The organism is Thermovibrio guaymasensis, from assembly GCF_003633715.1.
GTDB lineage: Bacteria > Aquificota > Aquificia > Desulfurobacteriales > Desulfurobacteriaceae > Thermovibrio > Thermovibrio guaymasensis.
The window spans coordinates 78446-99058 of the sequence record NZ_RBIE01000001.1 but is presented as its reverse complement, the minus strand read 5'-3'; the positions used below and the strand labels follow the sequence as shown (position 1 = coordinate 99058).

Below are 20613 nucleotides of genomic sequence, written 5' to 3'. Positions count from 1 at the left end.
TATACTCAACCATCTAAAAGATTCTTCAACTTCTTCAAAGCCGCGCTCTTAATCTGAGAAACCCTAGAAACGGAGATTCCTAAGACTTCACTTATTGACTTCAAATCAAGTTCTTCAACAAAAATTAACTGAAGAACTAGCTTCTCCCTTTCTGAAAGCTTTCTGATTGCATCTGCCAATCTATTCTTCATATCACTTAAAATTAATTCCTCTTCTGGAGTAGGGTTGTTTGAAACTAAAGTATCCTTAACGGTAAATCTATCCGATTCTGAAAAAAGCTTTTCTTCTAACGAGATAAAAGAAGCTATCTCCTCCTTCAGATCTTCAATTTCCCCTTTCTTTATCTTTCCCCTAACGCTCCTTGGTAAAAAATCAAGCTTCCTCAAATAATCCAAAATTTCTCCTCTAATTTTTATATAAGCATAGGTAGAGAACTTTGCCTTTTTCTCATCATACTTGTCAATAGCCTTTATAAGACCTATAACTCCAGTATTAACAAGCTCCTCAAAATCTACCACTCCTTCAGGTATCCTTTTATAGATCTTATTAGCAACTTTCTTAACTAAAGGAAGGTGTTCTAGAACTATTTCTTTTCTAGTCTTTGTATACATCTACTCTCCTTTGAAGAAGAACTTAACAAGTTTTTCCACAAAACTCTCTTCCTCTTTTAAAAGCTGGCCCGTCTCAAGCTGAGCTATCCTCTTAATTTCAACTGAATAGGAATCTGAAGGGTAAAGCTCTACAAAAGGAACCCTTTTCCTCAAAGCTTCCCTATACCTATTGGTATAAGGAACAATTCCAGCAAGAGTAACATCTATACCCAAAAACCTGTTAATCGAATGCTGAAGTCTTTCGTAGGTATCAAAACCTTCCCTTCTGCTTTTAGCCATATTAACAATTACCTTAAAGTTTGAATAACTGTAGAGTTTATAAAGACTCTTTATAAAAGCGTAAGCATCCGTAAGAGCAGTAGGTTCAGGCGTCGTAACAACGTAAGTTGAAGCAGCAGCCCTTGAAAAGCCTATAGTATAGCGATTCAAACCTGCTGAGTTATCAAGAAGTATATAGTCATAGTTTTCAACTACCCGTTCAATTTGAAGAAGGAGATTAGCCGTTTCAAGACTTTCAAGTTCATCAATCCCATCTATCCCAGAAAAACCGAGAACAACATCAAAGTTGTAAACGTTCTGTATAACCTTTTCTATGGGAACGCCCTTTAAGACGTTCTTTAAATTTTTATCGGGAGACAATCCCAACAGAACGTGAACGTTCCCAAGAGCAACGTCGCAATCGAGGAGCAAAACCCTTTTATTAAAAGTGTTGGCAAGTACGTAAGCCAAGGAAGTAACTATCCCCGTTTTTCCAACACCTCCTTTTCCACTCACAAACGAAAGGACTTTAGCTCTAGCCTCCTTTTCCCTCTGTTTTATTAACTTAACTAAACTCTCTACCTGGTTCTCCATCACTCTCCCAACAAGTACTTAGTTACAAGCTCAGGAGTTAGAAGTTTAATGTCTTCTGGAACTCTTTGACCTGTACTTACGTATGAAACGGGAAGACCTGACATATAAGGAACGTTAACTAGTACTCCGGGACTTGAGCTCTCATCAATCTTTGTAAAAAATATCGATGAAATAGGGAAAAAGCTCCTGTACCTGTTAACCACCTCTATGGCTTCTTGAGTTGAATAGTTACAGCTTATAAGAAGAACCATTTCTGAAGGAATTTCAAGACCTGAGAGAATAGCCTTAATTTCCCCCAAACGCCAGTAATCGTAATGGCTCCTTCCTACGGTATCTATTAAAACAACGTCAAGTTCCCTCAAACTGTCCACAATCTCCTTCAATTTCTTCTGATCGGTCGCCACAAAGAACGGAATATTTAAGATGGAAGCATAAGTACGAGCCTGAACTACACCGCCTACTTTAAAAGTATCGGTAGTTACTACCCCTACTTTAAGTTCCTGTTCTATAACAAACTTACTCGCAATTTTAAATAAATTAGTCGTTTTACCAACCCCCGTTGGTCCTAAGAAAACTAGCGCCTTTTTTTGACCAGTTTCAACTCTAAACTCTCCTGTAAACTTTATATGTTCACTTACCCCTTTTAATAGGGCCTCCCTAAAGGTTGGAACACTAAGGTCAAGCTTTTCACTCTCAATGTCTAAACCACAGGCTTCCTTTACTAAAACTCTAGCAACTTCAGGTTCAACGCCCTTTTTTATGAGGAGAGAAAGGAGCTCCAAAGCATCTCCAGTAAACTCATTAAATTCTTCATGAGAACAAACTACCTTTTCGTCAATGTGAGATGGAACCGGCGGGGGAGGAATTTCCTTAGCAGCTACATCTTTAATTTCCCTTATTAACCCTTTCAGTTCTTCAATTTCCCTTTCCAACTTCGTTAACTCTTCTCCCTTATTCTCAATCCCTTCATCGTTTCTACATTCCTCTTTCTTTAGAACAAAGAGCTTATACCACCTTTTCTTTAAGAACGGAAAAACCCCTCTCTTTTCAGTCTCATAGTAGAGAATCTCTACGTCTCCTAGATCCTTCTTAGCCTTTTCAATAAGTTCGTTTAAATCTTCTCCTTCATAAACCTTAACGCTCATTGTCCTTTAACCACTCCAAGAATGTTTACTTTTGCTCCCGGTTCAACCTCAGCATAGGAAAGAATGGCCACGCTTGGAAGGTAAGGTTCCAAAATCTTCCTGAGGTATGACCTCACTGCCGGAGAAGTAAGAATCACAGGTTGAAGTTGATTCTTTAAAAAGGGCTCTAACTGCTGACTTACGCTCTTCACAAGGTTCTGAACAAAAACAGGTTCAAGGGGAGGAAGGTAACCATTTTCCTTCACTTTCTTAAGTATAAACTCTTCAGTCTCTGGATCTAAAGAAAGAGCGTAGAGGGTTCCATCTTTAGCGTAAAGGTTGGTTATCAACCTTGAAAGGGCCTGACGGGCAAACTCGGTAAGGATGTCAGGATCCTTAGTCCTCTCAATGTTATCTGCCACTGCTTCAATTATGCTTAACAGATCTCTAACTGGAATACCTTCCCTTAAAAGATTTTGAAGGACTTTTGTGAGAACTCCATAAGAGACGTGTTCTGGAACGATCTCCTTAACTATCGGGTACTTCTTTGAAAGGTTCTCAACTAACTTCTTGACATCCGCCCTCGTTAGAATCTCATGGGCGTGCTTCTTAATTACTTCCGATAGGTGGGTAACTATTACTGTTGGAACGTCAACAACAGTATACCCTAAGAGCTTAGCCTTATCCCTCTCCTCACCGCTTACCCAGTAGGCGGGAAGACCAAAGGCAGGCTCTCTCGTAGGCTTACCGTTCAACTCTCCTTTTATTCCACCGGTATCTATCGCAAGTTCTTTACCTGGCTCAACTTCTCCCCTTGCAACTTCAACATCCCTAAGGAGTATCCTGTACTCGTTAGGCTTTAACTCAAGGTTATCCCTTAAGTGAACAAGAGGAATTATTATTCCAAGTTCTTTAGCTAGCTGCTTTCTAAGGTTCTTTATCTTCTTTATCACCTCACCGTTCTGATTTTCATCAACGTACTGAATCAGAGAATATCCAATTTCTAAAGTTATAGGCTCTGGCTGAACTACTATATCCTCTGGACTCTCTTCTTCCTTCTTCGTCTCCTTCAATAACTCCTTTGCCCTCTTCTCGGCTTCCTCAATCTCCTTAGCTTTTTCGTATTTATAGACCATATAGGCCACAACAGCTATAAGGGCAGATAGGATAGCAAAGGGAATAGTTGGCATTCCAGGAACTAAACCGATAACTGCAAGGGCTAAAGAGGCCATAAAGAGGGGTTTATGATACTGGGTTAACTGCTTAAATATTTCTCTACCGAGGTCGGTTTCAGCAGCAGCCCTTGTAACCATAAGTCCTGCTGCTGTTGAAGTGATAAGGGAGGGAATCTGTGAAACAAGGCCGTCGCCGACCGTTAAAAGAGTAAAGGTTTTGGCAGCCTGAGAAAAACTCATGTGGTGCTGGAAAACCCCTATTAGTAAACCTCCAATTATGTTTATCAGAGTGATTATTATTCCAGCTACTGCATCTCCCCTTATAAACTTGGAAGCTCCATCCATAGCTCCGTAGAAATCGGCTTCCCTAGCAATTTCCTCTCTCCTCCTCCTTGCCTCCTCTTCATCAATAAGACCTGCGTTAAGGTCAGCATCTATACTCATCTGCTTACCAGGCATTGCATCAAGGATAAACCTTGCTGCAACCTCAGAAATCCTCTCTGTACCCTTTGTAATCACTATGTAGTTAATTACCACTAAAATCGCAAAAACAACTATTCCAACGATGTAGTTACCACCTACAACGAATTGACCGAAGGCCTTTATTACGCTACCTGCAGCATCTGGCCCTTCGTGACCGTGAAGGAGAATTCTCCTCGTTGTTGCAACGTTAAGTGAAAGGCGAAAGAGAGTTGCAAGGAGGAGAAGTGAGGGAAAGGAAGAAAGTTCTAGGGGATGCTTAACGTAAACTGTAGTCATTAAAATTAAAAGTGAGAAGGTTATACTTGAAGTTAAAAGGATATCAAGGAGAAAAGAGGGAATAGGCAAAACCATACTGGCCAGTATTGCCAGTATGAGAACAACGAAAACAACATCAGAGTACTTATAAATTCTATCGTAGTAGAAAGTTAAACTTTCCCTCATCTTCCACCGATACTCTTGTACCTCTTAATTGCCTCTTCAAAAAAGCTTGCTAACTTTAAAGGATCGGTATCTGCTATCTCTTGAGAGAGCTCCATAGCAAACATATCCTTAAAGAACTTTCCCTGAAAGGAGTTTCCAAAGAGGGAAGAGCTATCGTCAAAGGCTTCCTTTAAAAAGATATGAAACAAGTAAGCTTCAAACTCCTTTACAGCCTCTTTTGAACTTCTCATTTGGGACAGGGAATTTAAATCCCAGTAAAGTCTTCCAATTTGTGCTTTCCCTATCAAAGTTCCTCCTACATAACGATTATCTTTGCATGAAGTTTTCCGGACGCCTTTATCGCTTGAAGGATTGCTATTAGGTCCCCGGGAGAAACTCCAAGCTGATTTAGAGCTTTAACCAAGTCCTTTAAAGAAGGAGATTCTATTGCAAAAATCCTTGCATTTTCCTCAACTACGGTAGTCTCAACCTGTTGAGTTTCTACAGTTTTCCCTCCCGAAAGAGGAGGTGGCTGTGAAATAACAGGTTTCTTTACGACTGAAACGTAAATGTTTCCGTGGGAAACATAAACTGGCGGATCAATTTTTATGTCTCCACTCATTATTACAGTTCCCGTCTTTTCGTAAATAACTATCGTAGGTTCAGGATTTGTTTTCACCTTTAAGGAAAGGACTTCCGAGATGAAGTTGACCTTATCAACTCCTAGAGGAAAACTTACTTTAACGGTTGCCGAGTCAACAGCTCTAGCGATTCTACCAAACTTACTGTTTATAACGTCTGCAATCTCAGATGCTAAAGCAAAATCGGGGTTATTGAGGGTCAGAACAAGTTCCTTCTCCTGACTCAACTCAAAGGGAAGGGCCCTCTCAACAATCCCTCCGTTTGGAATCACCCCTGCAGTTGAAAAGTTCTTCTGAACTTTTCCTCCTTTGTTTGACTCACTGAAACCGCCACCCGTTGATACAGGTCCTTGGGCAAAGGCGTAAATCTTCCCGTCGGGACCAAAGAGAGGAGTTCTTATTAAAACGCCGTTTGCAATACTTTTAGCATCGCCAATCGATGCAACCTCAACGTCAAAGGTCATTCCTGGCTTTGCAAAGGGAGGAAGCTTTGCAGTAACCATAACGGCAGCAGCGTTCTTAGTCTTTACAGATTTAGGGTCAACGTAAATCCCCATCTTCCTGAGCATATTTGCAACGCTCTGAAGCGTGAAGACGCTGGTCGTCCCATCACCTGTTCCGCTAAGGCCTACAACTATTCCGTACCCTGTAAGGTAGTTAGGCCTAACACCTTCAACATTTACAATAGTTCCTATCTTTACCTCTGCTCCGTAGGAAATCCCAGTTAAAAGGAGGAGAATAAGAGTTAACAGCCTTACCATACCTTCCCCTAAAAGGGCCAAATTTTAGAGAGAATCCTTGCAAGCCAACCTGGTCTAGAACTTTCGTTGAAGTATCCCTTACCGTTATACTCAACGTACATATTTGCAACTTTATCTGAAGTGACTGAGTTATCCGGGCCAATATCCGAAGGCCTTACAATTCCTGAGATCCTAAGAACCTGGTAATCGTCATTTATCCTTATAACTTTCTTACCAACTACGTAAAGGTCACCGTTTGGATAAACCTTTACAACCCTTGCAGAGATAGTTGCTATTAACTTGGCGTTCCTTGAGGTAGCTCCCTTACCTGAAAAGGTAGACGATGGACTGGTGGAGAAACCCACCAGAGGGTCTTTACTCTTACCAGGGAACTTCTTACCGAAGAAAACAGGCTTGTTAACGTTTATATCGTAAGAGCTCTTCTTCTGGGTAGTATTCTTTGCAGAACCGCTTCCCGATATGTTCTCGTAAACCTTAATCGTTATAACGTCCCCTACGTTCCGGGCCTTGGGATCGGAAAAGAGGTTCTCATAACCGGAAAACAGAGAGCCTGGAGAAGGTTTAGGTGACTGGTACTCAGGAGGCGGAGTTTGAGGAAACGAAACCACCTCTCCCTTCCTCTCAGCACACGAACTTAGCAAGTATACAACTGCTAATCCGATAAAAAGGTAACCGAACCGTCCTTTTCTACCCTGCATCTTAGTATTTTCCCAGTAGAGATATTTTTAACCCTTATTATATTTCCCACCGCTCCATTTTCTAAAGCAATTCCTAAAAGCTCTATGTGAATAGGACCTCTAATGTAAACTACCTTTACAGGCTTTCCTTTCCTTACTATAAAGTTTGGTTTAAGGTCCCTGCTCTTAAAAACCTCTCCAGGAAGGAAATCCCTATTTGCTACTTTTCCAACAACATTCTTTAAGTCTGAAAGGGCCCCTCTAGCCTGTCTTGAAGGAATTTCTCTAAACTCAACCATATCAGGCCTTATCAGTGAACCTTTTGGAATAGGAGTTTTAGCAGTTACTACCTTCACCTTCCTATCTACTTTAGCAGTAAGCCAAACCTTCTTTACTAGCTCCCCGTTACTGTAAACCTTGTAAACAAACCTTGCGTAGTTCCTTCCCAGAGATTTAAGTGACACTTCGTCCTTAAATTCTTTAACGGGAAGTTTAAAGGAAGGTGTAGGAACAGAAATAAGGACCAACTGTGGATAATTCCTCTTTAAAAACTCCTCTATCAAGCGCTTAATCCTCTCTCCCCCAACAACAGTACAGTTCCTTCTAACCTTTACGTAAGGAGCTCCCTTTACCTCAATTTCCTTAAAGGAAACTCTATTCTCTTTAAGGTATAGGACTATTTTCTCAGCTATCTCCTTCTTCGAAATTGTTAAACTCCGACAAGGCTGAGGGCTGGAGGAAATAGGAACTTTCCTTAAAATCTCTAGCTCAAGGGGATTCCCCTTAATCTCCGCAACATCAGAGAGGAAGACCCTGTTCCCCCCTACAGTAGCCTCCTCCTTAACCAAAACCTCAGCAGCAAAAGAGACCAGTGAAGGAAAGAAAAGGAAGAGAACAAAAAAGAACAGGTTAAGTCTTAAGGCTAGCAACCGTTCTGAGCATTTCATCGGCGGCAATTATTCCCTTGGAGTTAATCTCATATGCCCTCTGGGCAACAATTAGGTTAACCATCTCCTCCACTATATTAACGTTTGAAGCCTCAAGGAAACCTTGAGCCAACTTCCCGTAACCGTCAGTATTAGGGTCCCCCTCTATAGGCTCCCCAGAAGCGTCTGTCTTAACGAAGAGGTTTCCACCTATAGACTTAAGGCCAGCAGGGTTCATAAAGACGTAAAGCTTAATACTTCCTGCTTCCTCAGTTACCTGCTCTCCTCCGCTGTTCCTAACAACGTAAACCTTTCCATTTGGCGAAATTGATATGTTCACTACGGTCTCTGGAGAAGAAATCTGGATGTTTGGAGAGAGTTTATAGCCCTCAGGGGTAACTATGTAACCTTCATCGTCAAGTTGAAAGTTTCCGGCCCTCGTGTAGGCCTCTCCTCCTCCAGGGAGCTCTATCTTGAAAAAACCTCTACCTTGAATGGCAACGTCAAGGGGCTTATCCGTTTTAATTAAGCTACCTTGAGTAAAGATCTTACTAACGTCAGACAGTTTAACTCCAAGGCCTATTTGAATGCCAGAAGGAACCCTGTTTTCCTCAGAACTCATAACTCCCGGATCCCTTATGTCCTGGTAAATTAAATCCTCAAAGTTTGCCCTTGAACGCTTAAAACCTACAGTATTAACGTTTGCTATATTGTGGGAAATAACGTCAAGGTTAGTCTGCTGGGCTTCCATTCCAGTTGCCGAAGTCCAAAGAGCTCTAAGCATAGCTCATCCCTCCCTATACTTTTCCAATTTCATTACTCTTTAAGTTCATCTGACCAAGGCCCCTAAGAATGTTTCCGTACATCTCAAATCTCCTCTGGGCCTCTATCAGGTTAACCATCTCCTTCGTAACGTTAACGTTGGAACCTTCAAGGTATCCCTGCAAAACTCTTGCATCAGTTGCACGGGGAGTTCCCTTTCCCTGATAGTAAGAGTCACCAACCGGGTTTACAGAATCAAAGTCAACAATCTTTAAAACTGCTACTCTAACTCCATCCTGATAAACAACTCCATCCTTAGTTACAGTAACTTCTTTATTGCCCTGAAGTACTATCTCTTTCCCAGAGATATCAAGAACAGGGTTTCCTTTAGAATCAACCAGCCTACCAAGGGCATCAACGAAAAAGTGGCCGTTCCTGGTGTAGAGTTCTCCCCCTTTAGCCTTAACTGCAAAGAACCCCTTTCCTTCAAGGGCAAGGTCAAGGGGAGCTCCCGTTTTCTTCAAAGGCCCCTGAGAAAGAACTACGTGAGTAGCCTTGAAACGGGGAAAAACGAGTAAGTTGTAAGCATTACCGCCGTTATTTGGTATATGCTGAGACATCTCCTCTTCAAGAAGCTTCTTAAACCCTGGAGTGTTTACATTTGCTATGTTGTTTGTAACGGTATCAAGCTGCTCAGAAGCCCTCTCTTCTCCAGCAGCCAAAATGTACAAAGCTTGAACTGTTAAAGCCATAGCTACTCCTCTAAAAGTTTAAGCCTCTCCTCAGGAGTAATTATCTGAACTATCTCAACTCCGTAACTATCTTTTACCACGTAAAGTTTCCCCTTTGCAACCAACTTACCGTTTATCTTTATATCAATTGGCTCATCAACAAACCTGTCAAGCTCAACTACACTGTTTGAATGAAGGTTAAGAATCTCTTCCAGTGGAAGTTTTGTGGAACCAACCTCAACCGAAACTTCAAGAGGAATATCCTTAATTAATTCTAGCTTACCATCACACTTCTCCTCCCCTTCCGATTCAGAAGGCTCAGAGGAGGATTTCTCCTGCTGAGCAAGGGCTTCCTGCCACGCAGCCATAACATCTTCCTGGCTAGAGGACTCCTCTTTTTCCTCCCCTTCCAGAGACTCCTGAGGCTCAGTTTCCTCCTGCTGTTCTTTCTCCTGAGCCTTCAGAGCTTCCTCCCATTCCTTCGCCAGTTCCTCCTGATTTTTCTCCTCCATTTCCATCTACCTCTTCATATATTAAAGCCGCAAACCTATTCTTAACTTTACCTAACCTTGCAATAAACTTCGGACTATCCTCAACGTAAAGCTTAAGAAGAGAGTCTTTTGATACTTCCAGATCAAGCTTATCCCCCACTTTCCAGTCAAGGATCTCTCTTAATCTGAATTTCATCCTTGCAAGCTCTAAAGTCAACTTCAATTCAGTCTTAAGAACCTTCTTTTTTAAGTACTCTTCCCAAACAGGATCTTTCTCTGCAAAGAGGGCTTCAGAGTAGATGATCTCTTTAATAGGCATAAACATTCCGTGGGGAAAACAGAAGAAAAAGGGGGCTTCATATCCGTCAACATCCATACTACACTCAACCACAATGACCTTCTCATTACCCGAAACAATCCTAGCCAGGGTGGGGTTCAACTCTATACCCTTTAACTCTAGTTCAACAGGATAAACGTCCTTCCACACGTCTTTAAAGGATTCAAGAGCAATTTTAACTATATCTTCAATTATCTTAGTTTCAAGCTTTGTAAATTCCCTACCTTCAATCTTAAAAGGTTTTGCAGGTCCCCCGAACATTACGCTTATAACAACGAAAACAAGTCTTGAATCAAGAACAAACAGGAAATTTTCTTTGAAGGGCTTCATTGAAACTACACTATAAGCTGCAGGCATAGGAATTTTGGAAATAAAGTTGTTGAACCTAGTTATATAAACGCTCTCCTTTGTAATCATCGTAACCTGAGGAACTAACCTTCTAATTGCCTCACGGTAAACCTTAACCCAGCGCTCAAAGAGGAGCTCAAGCCCAGGAACCCCTCCCTTCTTTAAATGCTCTACCTGGGAAAAATCAAAGGGAAATACTTCAGGCTTCTCCTCTTCCTCCTTACTTTCCCCACCACCCAAAAGAGCGTCTATCTCTTCCTGGGAAAGGAACTCGTCAGACACAGGTTAATTCCTCCAAATTTAAACGAGCTCTTCTGCTCCACCGAGCTCTATCTTTCCTTCCTCCGCTAACTTCTTTATTATAGCAATGACCTTCTTCCTAGCCTTCTCAACGTCCGACTTCTTCACAGGCCCGAGAGCCTCCAGGTCTTCAAGGAACATCTGGGCTGCCCTTTTAGACATGTTGGATAAGAACTTATCAAGGATCTCCTGTGGAGCTCCCTTAAGAGCAAGGAGTAAGTCGTTCTTATCAACAGCCTTAAGGATCTCAATAATTGCACGGTTATCAAGCTTAATAATATCTTCAAACTTAAACATCCTCTCTTCAATAGCATCAGCAAGAGACGGATTTTCTTTCCTAATCTCCTCAAGTAACTCCGTAGCTATATCTTTTGGAAGGTTATTAACAATTTCAGCAGCGATATCAAGTCCACTCAAGGTCTGTTCTTTACCTGCACCAATGTTGGCAAGTTCTTCTTCAAGGGCTTCTGTAACGATCTTTAGAGTTTTCATAGATATCTTCTCAAGCTGTGCAAGGCGTTTTATAACCTCTTCCCTAACGTTCGTAACTCCCAACCTCTTTGGAAGGTACTGGATTACTTCAGCAGCCTTCATAGGTGGAAGTTGAGATAGAATAATGGCAATTATCTGGGGATGCTCCTTCTCTATGAGCTTTGCAATAAACTTTGGATCCATCTTCTTGAGCTCCTCAAAGACAACCCTACCGCTCTCAGTGAGCATTGACTCTTCTAAGAGCTCCTTTAACTTATCGGGAGGTAAGGCCTTCTCAAGAAGCCTACGAAGTTCCTCAGGTGCGGTCTTTAATGGAGCAATTTCCCCCAGTTCATCGTAAGCTTCTCTTAAAACCAGCTTAACCATATCCTTCTTTATAGTTCCCAGCGAAAATATCGTCTTTGCGAGCTTTACCAGTTCATGATCCTTCAGCCTTTTAAGGACGTTTACTGCTACATCTTCTGGAAGGGTCAGTATCAGTATTGCGGCTTTCTGAGCTCCGGTTATCCTCTCGGTCCTATGTTTATCTCCCCCCTTCTCTTCAGGCATAAGTCAGCGCTCCTTCAGTGTTTTTTATGAGTAAAGTAGAGGGCTAATGCCAGCATAAAAACACCAACTGCCAAGTAAAGGGTATCTATCGGCGTTTTGTACTCAATGTGAATTGCATACTTAAAGAACGTAACGATGAGAACCATTAATACAACTTTGGCAAGCTTATCCTTAAGGTCATCAAGGCTGTGAATTGCCAGAATCCTTGAAGACTTTTCGTCGTTCTCAGCCTCATCTATCTTACTTATGAAGAGCTCGTAAAGGCCGAGAGAAAAGATTATTAAAACCGTAGCTATAAGGTAAAGGTCTATTGCTCCAACAATAGTTCCAACCAAATACTCGTGCTCTTCAGCACTAACGTGAAAATGATTGCTAAACAGATGTTCTACAGGCTCTAGAATCTCCACTGACGCCAGAATAAAGAGACTTAAGGAAGCAACTAAGGAGAAAATAACAGCAAATAGGACAAACCAGCGGGTCCTCCAGAGAAAAGCCTCAAAAAGCTTTTCTAGAAATTCCATTTAAATACCTCCGAAAACGGCATGCTCAACGTAGAAAAGGAGTATAGCTACAACAACAGTTATAACTGCTACAGGCGTTCCATACTTCATAAACCTAAAGAAGTCTATCTTATAGCCGTTCCTCTCGGCAATATCAGCAGTAACAATGTTTGCCGAAGCTCCAATTATCGTAAGGTTTCCTCCCAAACAAGCTCCCAGAGACAGGGACCACCATAGGGGATCCATGACACTTCCCATCTGAGCTTCCATTCCCTTTAGCACGTAAGCCATTGACATGGTAAATGGAATATTGTCAACAAAACCGGAAATTAGAGCAGAAGTAAAACCTACTATCAGAATTCCGCGGTGAATGTCAGTTCCAATTTCCTTTATGAGCCACTGGGCTGCTTCCTCAAAAACTCCGTTTACTTCTAGGGCACCGACAACCATAAAGAGACCCATGAAGAAGATAAGGGTCGTCCACTCTACCTTTTCCAAAATCCACGCTGGAGAAAGACCGCTTATAAGGGCAAGTATGGTTGCCATAAAGAGGGCTATAACTCCCGGCTCAAGGCCCAAGTTATGGCCAACTATGAAGAGGACAATCGTTATGAGGAAAACTGTAACCGACTTCTTCATTAACCTCCTATCAAGGAGGCTCTCATCAACTTTTCCAGATAGGATCTCTTGGAGCTCTTCTGAAGTAGCTTTTGACTTCAGGAAACCTCCTTTGGCCATCATAAAATGCATAACTACAAGGCCAATGAGGAAAGCCAAAGTTGCGTAGGGAGCTACCTCTATTAGAAAATCATTAAAGGTCTTCCCTGCAATACTTCCAATTATAATGTTGGGAGGATCACCAATTAAAGTTGCAGTACCGCCGGTGTTCGAAGCCAAAACTATAGCAATAAGGTAAGGGATAGGGTTTAGCTTTAACTTCTCAGCTATGTTTATCATAACTGGAGCCATGAAGAGAACGGTTGTAACGTTGTCAAGGAAAGCCGAGAATAAGGCGGTCAAGAGTGAAAATATCCAAAGGACCCTTGCAGGAGAACCTTTAGTCAGCTTAACCGCTTTTGCAGCAACTAGGTGGAAAAAGCCACTCTTACCCATTACTGTAACTATGTTCATCATTCCAAAGAGAAGGAAAATAGTATTCTGATCTATTGCCTCCCAGGCCTTTTCTGGGGTTATAACTCCAATAACCAGAACCAGAGAAGCTCCTATTAAAGCAGCAATCGTTCTGTGGAAAAACTTTTCCAGAAGTATCATCGCGTAGGTAAAAACGAAGAGTAAAACGCTGAGCTCAGCAAGCTGAGCCTTTGACAGGTGAACGTTAAAAGCAGCTAAGAGTCCCCCTACAGTTTGGTGTTCTCCCGTTCCGTGTGCCATCTCTCCTCCCAACTCATTAGTAAGTCTTTAGCAGCCTTAAGGCCACCAGCGCTAACTTGACCAGAAATCATTATAGATAATTCCCTTAAGAGGTCCTCCCCTTGAAGGAGTCTAACCTTAACTTCTCCCTGAGCTCCCTTTTCTAATTTAAAAACCCTATCAGCCGCAGCAACTACCTGGGGCCAGTGACTAACAGCTATCACCTGAACTCTCCTGCTTATCTCTCTTAACTTTTCAGCTACTTTCCTAAGGATTTTACCCGATATACCGCTATCTACCTCATCAAAGACCATAACTATATTTTCAGGGGATAGAATCTTTAGAACAGATAGAAGGAACCTTGAGAGCTCCCCACCTGAAATTGACTGAGATAGAGGAGAAAGAGGAAGTTTAGGGTTTCCGGAAAAGAGGAACCTTACCCTCTCAAGACCGGAAGGAGAAGGTTCTTCAAGGGAGATAAACTCAACTTCAAACCTGGCTTCCAAAAGGCCTAAGTCCTTGAACTCTTCCTCCAAGAGCTCTTTCAGCTTCTCAGCCCCCTCCCTCCTCCTCCTAGAGATTTCCCTAGCCACTTCCAAGAGCTCCTTCTTTAAACCCTCAACTTCTCTCTCCTTCTCCTCTAACTTCTCATCTCCCCTCTCAAGGAACTCCAACCTCTCCTTTGCCCTACTGAGAAAAGAACTAACATCTGAAAGGGTAGGACCGTACTTCCTCTTTATCCTCTCTATCTGGTAAAGCCTCTCCTCAATCTCTGAGAGGCTCATCTCCGTCTGGGGAGGTTCAATTTTACTATCTATTTCAGAAACTAGACCCTCCAGGCTGTAGTAGAGCTCCTCTAACTTCTCCCTTATCTCCGGAAACAGAGAGACCTTTTCAAACTCCCTTAAAACTTCAGAAATCAGAGAGAGAGCGGAAGACTCCCCTTCGTAAAGGAGATAGAGACTCTTCCTTCTCAGCTCCTCTAGCTCCTGAGCTCTTGATACCAACTTCTTTAGCTCAAGGAGCTCCTCTTCCTCCCCTTCCCCAATGTTTGCCTCCTCAATCTCTGAAATCTGAAACTTAAGAACGTCAATTTCCCTCTCCCTTGCCGAGAGTTCATCCCTTAAAGCCTCAAGCTCTCTTAAAGAGGAAACGTACCTTTGATAGAGTTCCCTATACCTTGCTAAGATTTCCCTATTTCCAGAAACTTCATCAATAAGGGAAAGCTGATAGGAAGGTTTAAGGAACTCTGCTGAAAGCCTTTGGGACTGAAAGAGAATTAAAGGAGATACAACCTCTTCAACTCTCTTTTGAGGAACCCTCATTCCGTTTAAAAAAAAGCGGGAGCGGGAAGACTTAATCTCTCTCCTCACAGAAACTTCTTCATCCCCAACCCTAAAGAGGGCCTCAACAAAAGTTCCTTCACCTGATATTGAGCTCCTATCTCCTTTCAGGAAATTGATAGATGAAAGGAGTAAGGACTTTCCCGTCCCGGTCTCTCCGATTATTACGTTGAAACCGGGGGAAAATAGGAGCTCCCCCGTAATTGAACCGAAATTAAAGAGCCTAAGCTCCTCCAACATAGTTAACTCTCTAGAAAGTGTGAAAGCTCCTTTAAGAGCCTATCCCTTCCTTCCCTCGTTTTAGAAGAAAAGGGGATGATCTTGATAGAATTATTCTTAAAGCCTTCCCTTATTCTTTCCTCAAGTTTTCTCCTCTCCTTCTGCTTAAGCTTATCAACCTTAGTTGCAACCACTACGTAGGGAATTCCGTAGAAATCAAGCCACTCTTTCATTTGAAGGTCTTTTTCTGTAGGGCCCACCTTTGAATCAACAAGTAAGAATATCCCCTTTAGCCTGTCCCTCCCCTTAAGGTAGCTCTCTATTAAATCCCTCCACCTCTTCTGCTCAGAAAGGGGAACCTTTGCAAAACCGTAACCTGGAAGGTCAACTAGAAAGAACTTACCGTCAATGAGGTAGAAGTTTATTGAACGGGTTTTACCCGGCTGAGAGCTTACCCTTGCAAGCTTAAAGTTGTTAGCAAGAGTATTAAGAAGGGAAGACTTCCCTACGTTTGAACGACCTACAAAGGCTACTTCGTTGTAGGGAGTCTGAGGAATATCCTCAGGTCTGTAAACGGCTTTGTAGAGTTTTACGTTCTTTATCTTCATTTCTCGCTTGCAAGCTCTATCACTACTTTCTCAAAGAGTTTTCCGTATGACGGAGCAAAACCGACCTCGTAGTAACGAACCCTTCCTTCCTTATCTATTATGTAAGTTTGAGGAATTGAATCAAGGCCTGTAATCCTGCCGGCGTACTCTTCCCACGCCTTTTCAGAAGCCGGACCTACAGGATAGGTAATACCCATTCTCTCCACAAACGGCTTTAACTTCTCCGGACTCTCACCAATGTAGTCAACAGAAAGTCCAATAACAACAAGTTTATCCTTGTACTTGTTATAGAGCTCTTGTAAAACAGGCATTTCAGCCCTACAGGGCGGACAGTAAGTTCCAAAGAACTGAACTATTACAACCTTCCCTCTATAATCTGAAAGTTTGTGAGTCTTCCCGTTAACGTCGGTAAAGGTAAAATCGTAAGCAGAATCCTTTTGAGCCTGTGAAGTTGTAGAAACTTCCTGAGTCTTTTGCTTAGAGTTTTGAACTTCCTTCTGACAACCGCTGAAGGAAATCAAAGAAGAGAGAAGTAAGACGGTTAGAAGCCTCTTCATTCCCTTTACTCCTTTTCTTCAAGGTATCTAGTTGCACTCATTGCTGCAACTGCTCCATCTGAAGCAGCAGTAATAACTTGCTTTAAGGGTTTGCTCCTAACGTCACCTGCAGCAAAGAGGCCTGGAGTCTTAGTCCTCATCTCCTCATCTGTCAGTATGAAACCTGAAGGGTCCGTATCTACAAAATGAATAATAGGAGAAACGTTTGGCTCGTTTCCTATAAAGATAAAGACACCGTCAACGGGGAGTTCCATCTTTTCGCCAGTTCTGGTGTCCTCAAGGGTAAGGCTCTCAACGAAGTCCTTTCCGTTTATTGAAACTACAACCTTATTCAAGACAGGTTCTATTTTCTCGTTCCTCTTTACCCTATCCTGGATAATCTTAACCGCTCTAAACTTATCACGCCTGTGTATTAAGTAGACTTTCTTAGCAAACTTCGTCAGGTAAAGGGCCTCTTCTAGTGCTGAGTCTCCTCCACCTACTACTGCAACAACCCTGTCTTTAAAGAAGGCACCGTCACAAACGGCACAGTAGGACACTCCCCTACCTACAAACTCAGCCTCTCCAGGAACCCCCAACTTCCTAGGGTTAGAACCTGCCGCCCATATGAGGGTCCGTCCCTTAAACTCACCGTAGTCCGTTTTAACAACGAATATTTCACCATCCAAAGTGACTTCAGTTACAGTATGGCCGTTTTCAATCTTTGCTCCAAACTTCTCTGCGTGCTGGCGGAACTTCTCAGAAAGTTCAAAACCCGTTATCCCCCCGTGAAAGCCGGGGTAGTTCTCAATCTCCTCTGTTATTAAAAGCTGGCCTCCTGGCATTCTATCAAGTATTAGAGTCTTAAGCTGGGAACGACCGGCGTAAATGCCGGCGGCAAGGCCAGCAGGCCCAGCCCCAACTATCAGAGTATCCCAAACCTCCATTAATTACTCTCCCAAAACCCTTTCTATCATGTTTTCAAAAACGGCCTTTGGCTGAAGTCCGACCTTTACATCGGCAACGTCACCGTTTACAAAGAGCATAACGGTTGGAATTCCCCTTATTCCGTACTGCATAGCAACCATCGGAAGCTCGTCAGTGTTTACTTTAACTACCTTTACCTTTCCTTCATACTCCTGGGCAAGTTCATCAATTGTTGGAGCAAGCATCCTACAAGGTCCACACCAAGGAGCCCAGAAGTCAACAAGGACTGGAATATCTGATTGAAGAACTTCCCTTTCAAACTCTTCAACTGTCCTAATTTCTTGAGCCATTACTCTACCTCCTCTTTTAAAAGTTTCATTATTTTAACAACTATTGGCATTTCTATCTTATAGCAGGTCTTAACTCCCTCCTTCCTACAGGAAATAATACCTACCTCCCTTAAAGTATTTATGTGCTGAGAAACAGTCGGCTGAGGGATTCCAAGCTCCTGCCATATGTCCTTAACGCACCTTTCACCTTCACTGAGGTACTCAAGAATTCTCAACCTCGTAGGATGGCCAAGCGCCTTAAAGATCTCAGCTATTTTTGTCTCTCTATCCACCCTCGGCCTCCAAAAGTTTAAGCAGATTCTATCATAGTTAATATATGATTATCCCTCCGTAACCAACTACCTGCTGGTAATCTCCCGTAACGTCCCCTGAGGTCCTGTACATAACAAGTTCAGCACCTGTGGCACCGAGAGCCCTTACCGCAACTAGAGCAACGGTAGCAGGGATAACACCACACATGGTTATGTTGTAAGAGTGAACCCTTCTGTAGAGCTCCTCAGGATCAAGGTTTAATATCGCATCAATAGCAAGAGAATCAAGCTTCTGAGCAACTTCCTGGCTTACGTAGTGGGAAAAGTCCGTGCTGACAACTATCAAAGAGTCCTCTCTACCGGCCAAAACCTCAGCAAGGGCCTCGCCAGCCCTAACACACTCAGAGTAAGGAATATGTTGAAAGACAATAGGGACTATTGAAAGGTCCTCTCTATAGCCGGAACAGTGCTGAAGGAAGGGAATCTGAACTTCCAAAGAGTGTTCGTAGATGTGGGCAGTAGTATCCGGTTCGTAAGGTTCTCTAGTTACAAGCTCAGAGGCTATCTCTTCATTCACAGGTACTTCGCCAAGGGGAGTCAACCAGACTCCACTTGGGTAGACAGAAGCCGGTTTTCCAAGTCCAGTATGGTTAGGCCCCATAACAACGTTAACTGAAGGTATTTCAACCCTGCTGTAGGTCTCTCCAGCCACTTTACCTGAGTAGATATAACCTGCATGCGGAACTACAACTGCTTTAGCCTTTACCTTAGGTAAATCTCTCCTGCAGAAGCTCTCTAAGTAGGCCCTTAACTCTGCCGGAGAACCGGGGTAGAATTGACCTGCAACGGCCGGATACCTTACCATCTCTCCCTCCACTTTAGTTTGTTGTCTCTATACTCTAAACATATATTAAGTAGCGAATTTTTTCACGAGGGGAGATTGATGAAGAGGATTATGTTCAAGTCAAAAATACACAGGGCTACAGTAACCGGTGCTGACTTAAACTACGAAGGAAGCATCACAGTTGACAGTGAGCTCCTTAAACTTGCAGACATCCTCCCCTACGAGAAAGTTGATATCTACAACGTCACCAACGGAGAGAGGTTCTCCACCTACGTAATACCGGGAGAGCCAGGAAGCGGTGAGGTATGCTTAAACGGAGCAGCAGCAAGGAAGGTTCAAAAAGGTGACATAGTAATAATTGTAAGCTACTGTGAGCTCTCAGAGGATGAAATAGAGAATTTCTCCCCAACCGTAGTGCTGGTTGATGAGGAAAACAGACCGGTAAAGGTAAGCCGCTCTTCTGGAGGTTTGTTAGTTTAAAGGGTAGGGAGAAGAAAATCCCTACCTCTCAATTTCCCCTTTAATGAACTTATCTACGAGCTCCTTAGCCTTCCAGTCTGGATACTGAATCGGTGGGTGTTTCATCGTATAAGATGATATTGAGTAAAGCGGACCTGAGATTCCCCTATCCATTGCAAGTTTTGCACACCTTATAGCGTCTATTGCACTACCTGCGCTGTTTGGAGAGTCCTCAACTGAGAGCTTTAGCTCAATGTACATTGGAACGTCTCCGAAGAGCCTTCCTTCAAGCCTTATGTAGGCAATCTTGTTGTCCTTTAACCAAGGAACGTAGTCGCTGGGTCCAATATGGATGTTATTGCTATCAATGGGGTAAGGAATGAGGGAGCGAACGGCTTCCGTCTTTGAAACTTTCTTCGTCTTCAGTCTCTTCCTCTCAAGCATGTTTAAAAAGTCTGTATTCCCTCCAAAGTTCAACTGGTAGGTTCTATCTATTGGAACTCCCCTATCGCTCATCAGAGTAGCAAGGACCCTGTGAGTAATAGTAGCTCCAACCTGGGACTTTATGTCGTCCCCAACTATGGGAAGTCCGGCATCTTTAAACTTTTGAGCCCAAGCTTCATCGGAAGCTATAAAGACAGGAATACAGTTAACGAAGGCACATCCGGCCTCAAGAGCACACTGGGCGTAGAACCTTGTAGCTTCTTCAGAACCAACAGGAAGGTAGTTCACAACTACCTCTGCACCACTCTCTTTAAGGACCTTAACTACGTCAACCGGCTCTCTGTCTGCAGGAACAAACCTCTGGTCTTCAGGGTACTCAAGCATATGTTCTGCAAAGCCATCCATTATAGGACCCATTTGAACTTCTACGCCCATTTCCGGAACATCAGGATAGAAAACTTTTGTACAGTTGGGCTTTTCAAAGATCGCCTTACTTACGTCCTTACCTACTTTCCTAGCGTCTATATCAAACGCAGCAACAACTTCAATGTCCCACGGCCTATAACCGCCAACGTCATAGTGCATTAAACCTGTAATTTCCTCAGGATTCTTTCCCTTGTAGTAGTAAATCCCCTGAACGAGGGAACTTGCACAGTTTCCAACTCCAACTATCGCTAGCTTAACCTTCCTTGACATCTGGTTCTCCTCCCGCTCTGTACTTTTGTGCGTAAAGCTTAAACTCCTTAATTCTATCTGAAATATCTCCTAAGAGTTTCTCCATCTCCTCAACTATCCGGGGAAAGTTATCGGCAAGGGAATTAACCACCTCCTGAATAACCTTCTCCCTCTCCTCATCCGACATGTACGTTTTCCCCTTTAAGGCGTCCTCTATAAGGGCCATCTCAAGGAGCCCCAAGGTTAAAAGTAGAGGGTTAAGTTTTTCAGCCTTAAACCTTTGCCTTAGGAGCTCCACAACCTGCTGGTAGTTACTATCCGGCCTACACTTACCTATCTCGAGGTTTAGCCAAAGGTCAACGGCCCTACAGGCAAGTCCCTTTAGTGCCCTATCGTCAATTTCCAT

25 protein-coding genes are annotated in these 20613 nt (G+C 42.9%); 1 reads left to right on the top strand and 24 read right to left on the bottom strand.

All coding sequences use genetic code 11. The features are described from left to right. Positions 1–5: 5 nt before the first annotated feature. The 22 genes from C7457_RS00540 to amrB form a co-directional block, all read right to left on the bottom strand. Positions 6–611, bottom strand: coding sequence for a sigma-70 family RNA polymerase sigma factor (locus C7457_RS00540; protein ID WP_121169451.1), 606 nt, complete (start codon positions 609–611; stop codon positions 6–8). Next, complete coding sequence (locus C7457_RS00535) at positions 612–1463, bottom strand: AAA family ATPase (protein ID WP_121169450.1); 852 nt, start codon at positions 1461–1463, stop codon at positions 612–614. Continuing rightward, positions 1463–2608: a flagellar biosynthesis protein FlhF gene (locus C7457_RS00530; RefSeq protein ID WP_121169448.1), complete on the bottom strand. Its 1146-nt coding sequence runs from the start codon at positions 2606–2608 to the stop codon at positions 1463–1465. The genes C7457_RS00535 and C7457_RS00530 overlap by 1 nt, the downstream gene beginning before the upstream one ends. Then, positions 2605–4686 carry a flagellar biosynthesis protein FlhA gene (flhA, locus tag C7457_RS00525; protein WP_121169447.1) on the bottom strand — a complete coding sequence of 694 codons (2082 nt, stop codon included), beginning with the start codon at positions 4684–4686 and terminating at the stop codon, positions 2605–2607. The genes C7457_RS00530 and flhA overlap by 4 nt, the downstream gene beginning before the upstream one ends. After that, positions 4683–4973 carry a rod-binding protein gene (locus tag C7457_RS00520; protein ID WP_121169445.1) on the bottom strand — a complete coding sequence of 97 codons (291 nt, stop codon included), beginning with the start codon at positions 4971–4973 and terminating at the stop codon, positions 4683–4685. Before C7457_RS00520 ends, flhA begins: the two co-directional genes overlap by 4 nt. Before the next feature lie 8 nt (positions 4974–4981). Continuing rightward, positions 4982–6067 (bottom strand): flagellar basal body P-ring protein FlgI, encoded by a 1086-nt coding sequence (locus tag C7457_RS00515; RefSeq protein WP_121169443.1) that lies wholly within the window; start codon positions 6065–6067, stop codon positions 4982–4984. A gap of 8 nt (positions 6068–6075) precedes the next feature. Then, complete coding sequence (locus tag C7457_RS00510; RefSeq protein ID WP_245939550.1) at positions 6076–6675, bottom strand: flagellar basal body L-ring protein FlgH; 600 nt, start codon at positions 6673–6675, stop codon at positions 6076–6078. Positions 6676–6719: 44 nt separating this feature from the next. Then, positions 6720–7592, bottom strand: coding sequence for a flagellar basal body P-ring formation chaperone FlgA (gene flgA, locus C7457_RS00505; protein WP_170137320.1), 873 nt, complete (start codon positions 7590–7592; stop codon positions 6720–6722). A 61-nt stretch (positions 7593–7653) separates the two neighbouring features. After that, on the bottom strand, positions 7654–8454 hold the full coding sequence (gene flgG / locus C7457_RS00500; RefSeq protein ID WP_121169439.1) for a flagellar basal-body rod protein FlgG: 801 nt from the start codon (positions 8452–8454) through the stop codon (positions 7654–7656). A 13-nt stretch (positions 8455–8467) separates the two neighbouring features. Next, positions 8468–9184 (bottom strand): flagellar basal-body rod protein FlgF, encoded by a 717-nt coding sequence (gene flgF / locus C7457_RS00495; protein ID WP_121169438.1) that lies wholly within the window; start codon positions 9182–9184, stop codon positions 8468–8470. Between the two features lie 2 nt (positions 9185–9186). Then, positions 9187–9531 carry a flagellar motor switch protein FliN gene (gene fliN, locus C7457_RS00490; protein WP_121170628.1) on the bottom strand — a complete coding sequence of 115 codons (345 nt, stop codon included), beginning with the start codon at positions 9529–9531 and terminating at the stop codon, positions 9187–9189. 58 nt (positions 9532–9589) lie between these two features. Next, a complete protein-coding gene (gene fliM / locus C7457_RS00485; RefSeq protein WP_121169436.1) occupies positions 9590–10621 on the bottom strand; it encodes a flagellar motor switch protein FliM in 1032 nt (343 codons plus the stop codon). Between the two features lie 18 nt (positions 10622–10639). Continuing rightward, positions 10640–11680, bottom strand: a complete 1041-nt coding sequence (fliG, locus tag C7457_RS00480) for a flagellar motor switch protein FliG (RefSeq protein WP_121169434.1) — start codon at positions 11678–11680, stop codon at positions 10640–10642. 14 nt (positions 11681–11694) lie between these two features. Then, on the bottom strand, positions 11695–12201 hold the full coding sequence (locus C7457_RS00475) for a YqhA family protein (protein ID WP_121169433.1): 507 nt from the start codon (positions 12199–12201) through the stop codon (positions 11695–11697). Beyond that, positions 12202–13572, bottom strand: coding sequence for an ArsB/NhaD family transporter (locus C7457_RS00470; RefSeq protein WP_121169432.1), 1371 nt, complete (start codon positions 13570–13572; stop codon positions 12202–12204). Beyond that, positions 13539–15134 carry a DNA repair protein RecN gene (locus C7457_RS00465; protein ID WP_121169430.1) on the bottom strand — a complete coding sequence of 532 codons (1596 nt, stop codon included), beginning with the start codon at positions 15132–15134 and terminating at the stop codon, positions 13539–13541. Before C7457_RS00465 ends, C7457_RS00470 begins: the two co-directional genes overlap by 34 nt. Positions 15135–15136: 2 nt before the next feature. Next, entirely contained in the window at positions 15137–15721 is a 585-nt protein-coding gene (gene yihA, locus C7457_RS00460; protein WP_121169429.1) for a ribosome biogenesis GTP-binding protein YihA/YsxC, read from the bottom strand. Further along, positions 15718–16278: a TlpA family protein disulfide reductase gene (locus tag C7457_RS00455; protein ID WP_121169427.1), complete on the bottom strand. Its 561-nt coding sequence runs from the start codon at positions 16276–16278 to the stop codon at positions 15718–15720. The genes yihA and C7457_RS00455 overlap by 4 nt, the downstream gene beginning before the upstream one ends. A gap of 5 nt (positions 16279–16283) precedes the next feature. Continuing rightward, positions 16284–17204, bottom strand: a complete 921-nt coding sequence (gene trxB / locus C7457_RS00450) for a thioredoxin-disulfide reductase (RefSeq protein WP_121169426.1) — start codon at positions 17202–17204, stop codon at positions 16284–16286. 3 nt (positions 17205–17207) lie between these two features. After that, the gene (gene trxA / locus C7457_RS00445; protein ID WP_121169425.1) at positions 17208–17534 is read right to left on the bottom strand and encodes a thioredoxin; all 327 of its coding nucleotides are present in this window, start codon (positions 17532–17534) and stop codon (positions 17208–17210) included. Further along, entirely contained in the window at positions 17534–17806 is a 273-nt protein-coding gene (locus tag C7457_RS00440; protein ID WP_121169424.1) for an ArsR/SmtB family transcription factor, read from the bottom strand. The genes trxA and C7457_RS00440 overlap by 1 nt, the downstream gene beginning before the upstream one ends. A gap of 37 nt (positions 17807–17843) precedes the next feature. Beyond that, entirely contained in the window at positions 17844–18650 is an 807-nt protein-coding gene (gene amrB, locus C7457_RS00435) for an AmmeMemoRadiSam system protein B (RefSeq protein WP_121169422.1), read from the bottom strand. A 78-nt stretch (positions 18651–18728) separates the two neighbouring features. Between amrB and panD the strand changes: the two genes are divergently transcribed. Next, complete coding sequence (gene panD / locus C7457_RS00430; RefSeq protein ID WP_121169421.1) at positions 18729–19109, top strand: aspartate 1-decarboxylase; 381 nt, start codon at positions 18729–18731, stop codon at positions 19107–19109. 21 nt (positions 19110–19130) lie between these two features. On the opposite strand, the gene C7457_RS00425 is transcribed toward panD, so the two are convergent. Together C7457_RS00425 and C7457_RS00420 are read right to left on the bottom strand one after the other, a co-directional pair. Then, positions 19131–20228 carry an inositol-3-phosphate synthase gene (locus C7457_RS00425; RefSeq protein WP_121169420.1) on the bottom strand — a complete coding sequence of 366 codons (1098 nt, stop codon included), beginning with the start codon at positions 20226–20228 and terminating at the stop codon, positions 19131–19133. Next, a complete protein-coding gene (locus tag C7457_RS00420) occupies positions 20212–20613 on the bottom strand; it encodes a hypothetical protein (RefSeq protein ID WP_121169418.1) in 402 nt (133 codons plus the stop codon). Before C7457_RS00420 ends, C7457_RS00425 begins: the two co-directional genes overlap by 17 nt.

Bases quoted from the DNA above. Each gene is read 5' to 3' on its own strand.
- C7457_RS00535 (WP_121169450.1), bottom strand. From the start codon at position 1,463: ATGGAGAACCAGGTAGAGAGTTTAGTTAAGTTAATAAAACAGAGGGAA.
- C7457_RS00420 (WP_121169418.1), bottom strand. From the start codon at position 20,613: ATGGAAATTGACGATAGGGCACTAAAGGGACTTGCCTGTAGGGCCGTT.
- fliN (WP_121170628.1), bottom strand. From the start codon at position 9,531: ATGGCTGCGTGGCAGGAAGCCCTTGCTCAGCAGGAGAAATCCTCCTCT.
- flgG (WP_121169439.1), bottom strand. From the start codon at position 8,454: ATGCTTAGAGCTCTTTGGACTTCGGCAACTGGAATGGAAGCCCAGCAG.
- C7457_RS00515 (WP_121169443.1), bottom strand. From the start codon at position 6,067: ATGGTAAGGCTGTTAACTCTTATTCTCCTCCTTTTAACTGGGATTTCC.
- C7457_RS00475 (WP_121169433.1), bottom strand. From the start codon at position 12,201: ATGGAATTTCTAGAAAAGCTTTTTGAGGCTTTTCTCTGGAGGACCCGC.
- C7457_RS00540 (WP_121169451.1), bottom strand. From the start codon at position 611: ATGTATACAAAGACTAGAAAAGAAATAGTTCTAGAACACCTTCCTTTA.
- fliG (WP_121169434.1), bottom strand. From the start codon at position 11,680: ATGCCTGAAGAGAAGGGGGGAGATAAACATAGGACCGAGAGGATAACC.
- trxB (WP_121169426.1), bottom strand. From the start codon at position 17,204: ATGGAGGTTTGGGATACTCTGATAGTTGGGGCTGGGCCTGCTGGCCTT.
- trxA (WP_121169425.1), bottom strand. From the start codon at position 17,534: ATGGCTCAAGAAATTAGGACAGTTGAAGAGTTTGAAAGGGAAGTTCTT.
- C7457_RS00425 (WP_121169420.1), bottom strand. From the start codon at position 20,228: ATGTCAAGGAAGGTTAAGCTAGCGATAGTTGGAGTTGGAAACTGTGCA.
- C7457_RS00465 (WP_121169430.1), bottom strand. From the start codon at position 15,134: ATGTTGGAGGAGCTTAGGCTCTTTAATTTCGGTTCAATTACGGGGGAG.
- C7457_RS00455 (WP_121169427.1), bottom strand. From the start codon at position 16,278: ATGAAGAGGCTTCTAACCGTCTTACTTCTCTCTTCTTTGATTTCCTTC.
- C7457_RS00470 (WP_121169432.1), bottom strand. From the start codon at position 13,572: ATGGCACACGGAACGGGAGAACACCAAACTGTAGGGGGACTCTTAGCT.
- flhA (WP_121169447.1), bottom strand. From the start codon at position 4,686: ATGAGGGAAAGTTTAACTTTCTACTACGATAGAATTTATAAGTACTCT.
- flgF (WP_121169438.1), bottom strand. From the start codon at position 9,184: ATGGCTTTAACAGTTCAAGCTTTGTACATTTTGGCTGCTGGAGAAGAG.
- C7457_RS00530 (WP_121169448.1), bottom strand. From the start codon at position 2,608: ATGAGCGTTAAGGTTTATGAAGGAGAAGATTTAAACGAACTTATTGAA.
- yihA (WP_121169429.1), bottom strand. From the start codon at position 15,721: ATGAAGATAAAGAACGTAAAACTCTACAAAGCCGTTTACAGACCTGAG.
- amrB (WP_121169422.1), bottom strand. From the start codon at position 18,650: ATGGTAAGGTATCCGGCCGTTGCAGGTCAATTCTACCCCGGTTCTCCG.
- panD (WP_121169421.1), top strand. From the start codon at position 18,729: ATGAAGAGGATTATGTTCAAGTCAAAAATACACAGGGCTACAGTAACC.